Source organism: Rhodococcus sp. NPDC078407 (assembly GCF_044542515.1).
In the GTDB taxonomy this organism is placed as follows: Bacteria; Actinomycetota; Actinomycetes; order Mycobacteriales; family Mycobacteriaceae; genus Rhodococcoides.
Window position 1 is genome coordinate 122142 of record NZ_JBITUQ010000015.1, and the last position, 7870, is coordinate 130011.

At 62.4% G+C, this 7870-nt stretch carries 8 protein-coding genes; 4 read left to right on the plus strand and 4 right to left on the minus strand.

The genetic code is table 11. The features are described from left to right. Positions 1–85 precede the first annotated feature (85 nt). Positions 86–1066, minus strand: coding sequence for a GTP pyrophosphokinase family protein (locus ACIGGF_RS16495; RefSeq protein WP_397522317.1), 981 nt, complete (start codon positions 1064–1066; stop codon positions 86–88). A gap of 90 nt (positions 1067–1156) precedes the next feature. Between ACIGGF_RS16495 and ACIGGF_RS16500 the strand changes: the two genes are divergently transcribed. After that, positions 1157–2131 (plus strand): sigma-70 family RNA polymerase sigma factor, encoded by a 975-nt coding sequence (locus ACIGGF_RS16500; protein WP_397522318.1) that lies wholly within the window; start codon positions 1157–1159, stop codon positions 2129–2131. A gap of 11 nt (positions 2132–2142) precedes the next feature. Here the strand turns inward: ACIGGF_RS16500 and ACIGGF_RS16505 are convergent, their stop codons facing one another. Together ACIGGF_RS16505 and ACIGGF_RS16510 are read right to left on the minus strand one after the other, a co-directional pair. Beyond that, on the minus strand, positions 2143–2550 hold the full coding sequence (locus tag ACIGGF_RS16505; RefSeq protein WP_397522319.1) for a VOC family protein: 408 nt from the start codon (positions 2548–2550) through the stop codon (positions 2143–2145). Between the two features lie 175 nt (positions 2551–2725). Next, positions 2726–2995 carry a hypothetical protein gene (locus tag ACIGGF_RS16510; protein ID WP_397522320.1) on the minus strand — a complete coding sequence of 90 codons (270 nt, stop codon included), beginning with the start codon at positions 2993–2995 and terminating at the stop codon, positions 2726–2728. A 270-nt stretch (positions 2996–3265) separates the two neighbouring features. Here ACIGGF_RS16510 and ACIGGF_RS16515 point away from each other — a divergent pair, with 270 nt between their 5' ends. Continuing rightward, positions 3266–4447, plus strand: coding sequence for an NAD(P)/FAD-dependent oxidoreductase (locus ACIGGF_RS16515; protein WP_397522321.1), 1182 nt, complete (start codon positions 3266–3268; stop codon positions 4445–4447). A gap of 72 nt (positions 4448–4519) precedes the next feature. Beyond that, positions 4520–5629, plus strand: coding sequence for a hypothetical protein (locus tag ACIGGF_RS16520; RefSeq protein ID WP_397522322.1), 1110 nt, complete (start codon positions 4520–4522; stop codon positions 5627–5629). Positions 5630–5694: 65 nt separating this feature from the next. Here ACIGGF_RS16520 and ACIGGF_RS16525 read toward each other — a convergent pair whose 3' ends face one another. After that, positions 5695–7035, minus strand: a complete 1341-nt coding sequence (locus tag ACIGGF_RS16525; protein ID WP_397522328.1) for an amino acid deaminase — start codon at positions 7033–7035, stop codon at positions 5695–5697. A 98-nt stretch (positions 7036–7133) separates the two neighbouring features. Here ACIGGF_RS16525 and ACIGGF_RS16530 point away from each other — a divergent pair, with 98 nt between their 5' ends. Further along, positions 7134–7535 (plus strand): RidA family protein, encoded by a 402-nt coding sequence (locus ACIGGF_RS16530; RefSeq protein ID WP_397522323.1) that lies wholly within the window; start codon positions 7134–7136, stop codon positions 7533–7535. The last annotated feature ends 335 nt before the right edge of the window (positions 7536–7870 follow it).

The window sequence follows — 7870 nt, forward strand, 5'->3', positions numbered from 1 at the left end:
ACGTGTGAGGGTCGAACGTGTCGACCCTAGTAGGGACTGCCCGAGCTGCGGTGCAGCACCTCGATACCGTCGACCCTCTTGCCGGTCAGCGCTTTCGCTTCTTCGCCGGTTTACGACGCGGTGGTTGCGAGGTGAGGTGGTAGTACAGAGCGTCCTCCGAATCTTCGACGACTACGTCGATGTAGTCGCCCACCTCCAGGTAGTCGTCGACGGCAATCCTGTCGGTAGAGCCGATGACAGCCTTGACCGATCGAGCGGGCACCAGACCTCGGCGTCCGTCCGGACCGACTGCAAGGGCGTATCGGGGGCCGGTGCGCGTGACCCGGGCGCGAATGAAGTCCGGGTCCTTGGGGATCGGATCGGCAGCAAGGACGCTGCCGTCCTTGGAGGCAGCAGTCAACGAGTCGAGCTGCGCCGCGAGATCGTCTGCCATCGCGTCCACCTGGTCGAGCAGGTGGGCCATGTGCGCGGCGTAGTCGGTGTGCTTCTTGGTGGGCTTGAGTGCCTCACCGGGCTTGTACATGTCCTCGTGAGTCAGTTCGCCCCACGCGTCCTGCAAGCGTGTCTTGACCTGGACTTCGACTTTCACATCGAGATCGCCCTGATGCGTGGCGACTCGAACGACCAGCACCGCGTGGTAGGCGCGGTAGCCGCTGGGCTTGGGAAAGGCGACGTAATCGGTGGGTGGTTGCGCGAACCGAACCGAACACTCCGGGTCGTTGCACGCACGCTCGAGCGCAGCGACGAACGTCAGTTGATCACGCGGGGTCTTGCAGAGCACCTTGACGCCGACGAGATCGGGAAGGGCTTCGGCGACGGCATCCGCGTCGGTCGGTTCGGTGGTCCGGCCCTCGGCGACATACCGGCGCAGTTTGTCAGCGGATCGTCCTGGATCCTTGATGCGCGCCGTTTGCGCATTCAGGCGATCTCGATCGACGTCCTCGAGGATCTCGTCGGCGATGGTTTCGAGAAAGTTCTGCGCGGTGACGAGTGCCGCTTCCCATGCCCGACGGCGGTGCAGGTACAGCTCTTCGACCAAGTCGTCGATGCTCGTTGCCGATGTCACGATGCCGAGGTTAACGCAGAGAGGTGGCAATCCATTCTCCACACTTCGATCGAGCTGTGGAGCGTCTGTCTCCGGTCTAGGCTGTGCGGCATGACCGTGGCTTCCGTGCAGCAGGATGACTTTCTCGCACAGTTCGATCCATTTCGTCGAGAGCTGCTGGCGCACTGTTACCGCATGACCGGATCGATTCACGATGCCGAGGATCTGTTGCAGGAAACGTACATTCGCGCATGGCGGGGGTACTCGAAATACGAGGGTCGCTCGTCACTGAGAACCTGGTTGTATCGAATTGCCACCAACACTTGTCTCACTGCGCTGGACGGTCGGTCGAAGCGTCCGCTTCCCACCGGCTTGGGAGCGCCGAGTTCGGGCCCCACCGACGAACTCGTTCAGAACAACGAGGTTCCGTGGCTCGAACCGATTGCCGATTCGGAACTGGCCGACACGTGCGATCCGGCCACGATCGTGGTGGCGAAGGAGTCCGTCCGGCTCGCCTTCGTCGCGTCGCTGCAGCATCTGTCGTCGCGGCAGCGCGCGGTGCTGCTCATGCGCGAAGTGCTGCAGTGGAAAGCCTCCGAGGTCGCCGAGGTTCTCGCTACGACGACGACCGCGGTCAACAGCTTGCTGCAGCGTGCCCGCGAGCGCCTCGACGAGATCGCGCCGGAACTGGACGACGTCGAGCCCATCGAATCAGCCCAGCTGCAGGAACTGCTGACGCAATACGTGGAGTGTTTCGAGAACTACGACATCGACCGTTTGGTCACGCTGTTCACCTCGGACGCGGTGTGGGAGATGCCGCCGTTCGTCGGGTGGTACCAGGGTGCCGAGACAATCGGCTCACTCATTCGCAACAATTGCCCCGCGAACGGAGCGGGTGATATGCGGATGGTGGGCACATCGGCCAACGGTCAACCCGCCTACGGGCTCTACATGTTGGGCGAGGACGGTGTGCACCGACCCTTCCAGCTGCATGTTCTCGACGTCGACGCCAGAGGGGTCGGGCACGTGGCCTGCTTCTTCGATCTGACTTTGTTCGATCGATTCGGTTTGCCCGACCGCCTCTAGGAACGTGTCCGTCAGCTCTCCGGTACGGCTGACGGATCCATCCACATGACTTCCCAGACGTGGTTGTCGAGATCTCGAAATGCCCGGCCGTACATGAACCCGTGGTCCTGGGGCTTCATCCAGGACGACCCACCCGCTGCGATCGCGGCGTCGGTGAGCGAATCCACCTCGTCGCGGCTGGCGGCGGAAATACACATCAGGACCTCGCGAGCCGAACTCGTGTCGCAGATCGAGTCGGAGATGAAGTCCTCGAAACGCGAGGTGGCCAGAAACATCACGGTCGCCTGATCGCTGACGATCATGGAGGCGGTGTTCTCGTCGCTGAAGACATCATTGAATTCGAACCCGAGCTTCTCGAAGAACGAACGGGTGGCGACGACATCGCGAACGGGCATGTTGGCGAACAGCATGCGGGACATGGGTGCACCTTCTCTGTGGGAACCAGCTGCGTGAGACCGTCGAACGACGGCCCTTGCTTCTACTGACAGCTGTCGCCGCAGAAATTCACCGGGTACCTACACCTGACATGACGAGACCCCGCCGAGCACATGCTCGACGGGGTCGCGGACTGCGAAGCCCAAGGGGTGTGAGGGGTCAGCGGGCGATCTGTGCGAGGCGAGACAGCATCCGCGAGAACACGTGGCCGTCGTTGCCCAGATCAGCGAAAGAGTCCGCTGCGTCGTCCGACGCGGTGGCGTCGGCAGTCGACGCTGCAAGGGTGCGTGCCAACCGAGTGCGTCGCTCGATGGCATCGAGGATGGTGGCGTCGAGCGTCGTAACTTCGTCGAAGAGCCGGTCGACGTCGGCGGTAGCAAGATCGGCGGTATCGGTGCCGATTGCCAGCGAATCGATCTGAACAGTCACATCGTCTCCTTTTGTTCGCGTCCTGAGGTGTGAGTCGTTCGGCCGGACAGAACCGTTACAGCCCGTCTCGAGTTAAAACGATGTTTCGTCGCCCGTTCCAACATGCCCACTCGGGTGGCCTGGGCCAACCTCCTGGCGGTGTGATGCTCGATACAGTCCGGTCGGTTCCCCTCGACCTGCAGATATTTCTGCTGCCCGACCGTGGGATTGTCACTGCGTCGTTCCGGGTAGTCCTCCTCTCGAATCACAGCGACCTTCGAGGAGCGAACGATGCAGTACGACTACCTGATCATCGGCGGTGGCATGGTTGCCGACAGCGCAGCACGGGGGATCCGCGAGCGAGACACCACGAGCTCCATCGGAATTTTCGGAGCGGACTCCGATGAGCCGTACACCCGCCCCGCGCTGTCGAAGAAGTTGTGGACCGACCCCGAGTTCGGTCGTGATCAAGTCCCGCTCGACACGGCCTCGGACACCGGCGCGCAGGTGCATACCGGAACCCGGGTAACTGCCATCGACCGGTCCAATTCGACCGTGACGACGGAATCGGGAGAAAGCCACGGGTACGGGACCCTGCTGCTTGCAACGGGAGCCGAGCCGACGCAGATCGAGCTGGCCCCCAGCCCACGGGTGGTGTACTTCCGCACATTCGCCGACTACCGGGCTTTGCGCGAATTGACGAAAACTGCAGATCACATCGCGGTGGTCGGAGGCGGCTACATCGGTACCGAGATCGCGTCGGCCTTGTCCCTGCAGGGTGTGAAGGTCACGTTGGTGACATCCGACGAGGTGGTCGGCGGGCACATGTTCCCGCCGAGCCTGGCCGCTGTCTTCGACAAGGGGTTCGCCGATCACGGCGTGACGGTCCGTCGACGGACGAAGGTGACCTCGGGTGCGGAGGCGTCGGCTCGCGTACAGCTACAACTCGACGACGGTTCGTCGGTGGAAGCGGACGGTGTCGTGTTCGGGCTCGGGGTGCGACCCAATACCGACTTGGCCGACGCAGCCGGACTGACCGTGGACGACGGCATCGTCGTCGACGAACTGTTGAAGACCGAAGACGAGCGTGTCTATGCCGCCGGCGACGTGGCCAACTACCCCGATGCGATCCTCGGGCGTAGACGGATCGAACACGTGGACAACGCAACCGAAATGGGAAAGGCGGCCGGACGCAACATGGCCGGTGCTGCCGAGCCGTACGCCTACACTCCCTACTTCTACTCGGACGTCTACGACGACGGCTACCAGGCGATCGGCAGTATCTCCGCATCGATGAGCACCATCGAGGACTGGAAGTCGGTAGGCAAGGAAGGCGTCGTCTACTACCTCGACGACCAGTCCGTTGTTCGAGGTGTGCTCATGTGGAACGTCTGGGAAGGGCTCGATACGGCTCGCACGATTCTCGCAGAGAAGAAGCCGCAGACCGAGCAATCGTTGCGCGGCCTGATCTGAACTTCTGGAACACTCGTGGCACGCGGTCCCTCGATGGGAACTGCGGCGTTCGGCGGGACCGAGGAGATTGCAATGTCCGAGTTCGATGGCAGTGGGTCGGCCGAGCAGCGCGCCCGATTCGACGACGAGGTTCACACCCGCTGCGCCGAATGCAGGCTTCTCGGACACTCGGAGCCGCTGTCCGACGCAGCTGCCATTGCCATCGCAGCCGGCCGGGTGGACGAGTCGACCAGAGGCGTGCTCATCGGTCGATGGCGCGCCGGTCGCACCCTTCCCTCCGTCGGCGGCTTCGGTTCGTTACGAAATCTGGTGGACGAGCGCGATAGATGGCGCGCGAAGGACACCGCGGGCAAGCCCGGGTCGGCGCTTGTATACCGAGTGCGAGTCGCGGAGTTGACCAAGCGCATCAACCACCTGCGCACCACCGTGGTGATGTCGAATCGGCACTACGCCACTGGCGTACGCGCGGCACGGAAAGAACGCCGAGAGGGCGTGCACCTGGACCTCGATCAGCGTGACGCCGTCTTCGACGCGTTGACCAGGACGCCGGCACCCCTGAAGCTCGGTGTCGTCGCAGAACGGGGACTGTCGTTGCTGGACGCGGCCACCGACCGGGCGAGCGTGCTTGCGCGCCGAACTCCGGTGGGAGACCGAGTCGAATGGGCGACCGGTGTGGTGGACCAGTTCGTCGATCGGAAGGACGACCGATTCGTCGATCGGTACGACACCCTGCTGTTTCTTGCAGGCAGGTCGTTCGATCGGGTGCGTCGTTCGCCGGCGTGGCAGTCCACCTTTTTCGAAATTCAGCGCAATCAACTCGACCTGTTCGCAGAGCTCGTCGAGATTTCGGTCGACGCCACGTCGCTGCGCGCGGTCGCAACCGAGCTGCGCCGCATCGGCGAGACGATGGTCGACGAAGAGACAGCCGCGCAGGTCGAATCACGCCGTAATGCACTCGAAGTGGTGTGGAGGCAATTGACCGGCCGAGTGGCCGCATTGGTTCGCCTCGCGAATCTGGTCGAGTCATCCGAAGGCGAGGCGCGCACGTCCGACGCCATGGTCCGTGCCCATAGTCTCGACGACCGGATCGACGATCTCGTCGGCCGATCGGGCAGCCGGGAGATGTCGGCCGAGAACACCCATTTCGTGGGCGACCAGGTGCGGACGCAGTGGCACGATTGAGCCGCCTGGGCACTCGACCGTGCCAGTGACCTCGAAGAGGTTGTCGGGGTGAGGGGTTCAGCTCCTCAGAAGAAAGTGTGAACGAGATCGACCACTCGTGGATCGTGGCTGTCCGCGTCGTCGATCACGGGAATGAGACGCCACTTGTCGAAGGCGGTGCAGGGGTGCGACAAGCCCAACCGCACCACCGATCCGACGGGTAATGCCGCCGCGTTCTCGGCCGGCAGTCGGAGGAACGCATGTTGGTCGTTCAGTGCGGTGACTTCGGCTTCCGAGTCGAGAATCTCGGTCCCCCTGACATGTTGGGCGACAGGCATTCCCTCGTCGAAGGGGAAGTCGCGTTTGCCTGCGTCGAGCAACGCCAGTCCTGGTTCGGGGCGCGAGACCGTGCGAGCCCATCCGTGCATTGCCGCCGATAGGGGAGCATCGGTGTGGGCGGAAGTGAGCGGGGAAATGTGTGAATAGAATCCGTCGTCGTGCGCGACGTACGCGCCCGAGCGCAGCACGACGTCGGTACGAACCGTGCATTCTGTGGTCAGCGATTGCAGTTGTTCGACAACGAGATCCTGGTAGGCACTACCGCCCGCGGTCACTATGGCGTGCTCGCCGTAGAGGTTTCGACCATCGAGGGTTCGGTGCAAGGCGGCGACATCGCCGAGGTAAGTGCGCACAGCGTCGAGACCGGCGTCGGAGCGGTCGTGACTCAGCGCGCCCTCGTAGCCACCCACTCCGGCCAAGGTGAGGCGTGACGACTCCGCAATCGCGCACGCCACCGAGATTGCTTCATCGATCGTGCGCGCACCGGTTCGACCGCGCGGGCCACCGAGTTCGACGATCACCGAAATGGGTCGCTCACCGAGTGTTGCCAGAATGCGGTCCATCTCGCGCACGGTGGCGACACTGTCTGCCCAACAGTAGAACTCGAAGGTGGGATGCGAATCCAGTTCGGCAGCAATCCACGTCAATGCGACGGGGTCGATTTCGGCGTTGGCGAGCAAGATTCGTTCGACCGCGAACGCGCGCGCCACCTGAACCTGCCACCCCGTCGCGAGGGTGATTGCCCAACTTCCGGCATCGAGTTGTTGCTTCCACAGTTGAGGGGCCATCGATGTCTTGCCGTGGGGAGCAAGCAGCATCCCCGCGCGTTCCGTCCAGTCGGCCATGACTGCAATGTTCCTTGCCAACCGCGCACGATCGAGGGTGAGAACCGGAGTCGTGAATTCGGAAAGTAGTGGAGACGTCGCGAGAAAGCTCTCGCCCGTGTGTCCCCACGACCGTGGGGGAAGAGATTTGTACTCTGGTCCGAGGATTCGACGACTCAATCCCGCGACGGCATCTACGTCGATCACGTTGGCTGGCTCCTTACTGGGTACACCGAATTTATCGTTGCGATTGGCGCAGCGCATCATCTGCTGCCGTCTTCGTGTGGTCGGCGGACGTGTTGCACGGTCAAGAACGCCCAGGACCGTATGACAACCCACAGGACTTCGATGAAAGGTAAGCAATGAGCGACAAGATCGAAATTCGTACCACCGGTGCCCCGGCACCCGCCCATACGTTCTCCCAAGGAGTGCGAAAGGGCTCGTTCTTGCAGGTGTCAGGACAGGGTCCGGTAGATCCCGCTACCGGCCATTATTTGCACTCTGGCGACGTCGCCGCGCAGACCACCCGCACTCTCGAAAACGTGAAGGCCATTGTGGAGGCCGGCGGTGCGACGTTCGACGACGTCGTCATGCTGCGCGTGTACCTGACGAAGCGTGAGGACTTTCCGATGATGAACGACGCTTACGGCGCGTTCGTGTCCGCGCACACTTCAGGTGATGTGCTCCCGAGCCGAACGACTGTCTTCGCCGGGCTGCCGAGAGAAGAGATGTTGGTCGAGATCGACGCCGTCGCGATCGTCTGACTGCACGCTCGACCTAGATGTTCACACGAAAATTACATCTGAGCAGGCGATTTGCGTAAGCGTTGGTCTTCGCGTAACTTTTGTCGAGTCAGAGCGACACGGACACCGACCCGGTCTTCACGGACTGGGACAACGAGGTTGTACGAGGTAAGTCCTGACCACCCAGGCAAGGCAAAGGTTATCAGCCATGTCTGGGGTTCGAGCGTGTAAGCCCCGGACGTTGCCGTTCACACGGTGACCATGGTGTGTGCGTGTTCTTTGAGAACTCAACAGTGTGTCGATGAATGTCAGTGCCGAATTTATTTGGTGAAGCATTCGATGTATCAGCTGCCCGC

Excerpts from the sequence above, each read along its gene's own strand:
- ACIGGF_RS16515 (WP_397522321.1), top strand. The coding sequence starts at position 3,266 with ATGCAGTACGACTACCTGATCATCGGCGGTGGCATGGTTGCCGACAGC.
- ACIGGF_RS16530 (WP_397522323.1), top strand. The coding sequence starts at position 7,134 with ATGAGCGACAAGATCGAAATTCGTACCACCGGTGCCCCGGCACCCGCC.
- ACIGGF_RS16500 (WP_397522318.1), top strand. The coding sequence starts at position 1,157 with ATGACCGTGGCTTCCGTGCAGCAGGATGACTTTCTCGCACAGTTCGAT.
- ACIGGF_RS16525 (WP_397522328.1), bottom strand. The coding sequence starts at position 7,035 with ATGCGCTGCGCCAATCGCAACGATAAATTCGGTGTACCCAGTAAGGAG.
- ACIGGF_RS16505 (WP_397522319.1), bottom strand. The coding sequence starts at position 2,550 with ATGTCCCGCATGCTGTTCGCCAACATGCCCGTTCGCGATGTCGTCGCC.
- ACIGGF_RS16520 (WP_397522322.1), top strand. The coding sequence starts at position 4,520 with ATGTCCGAGTTCGATGGCAGTGGGTCGGCCGAGCAGCGCGCCCGATTC.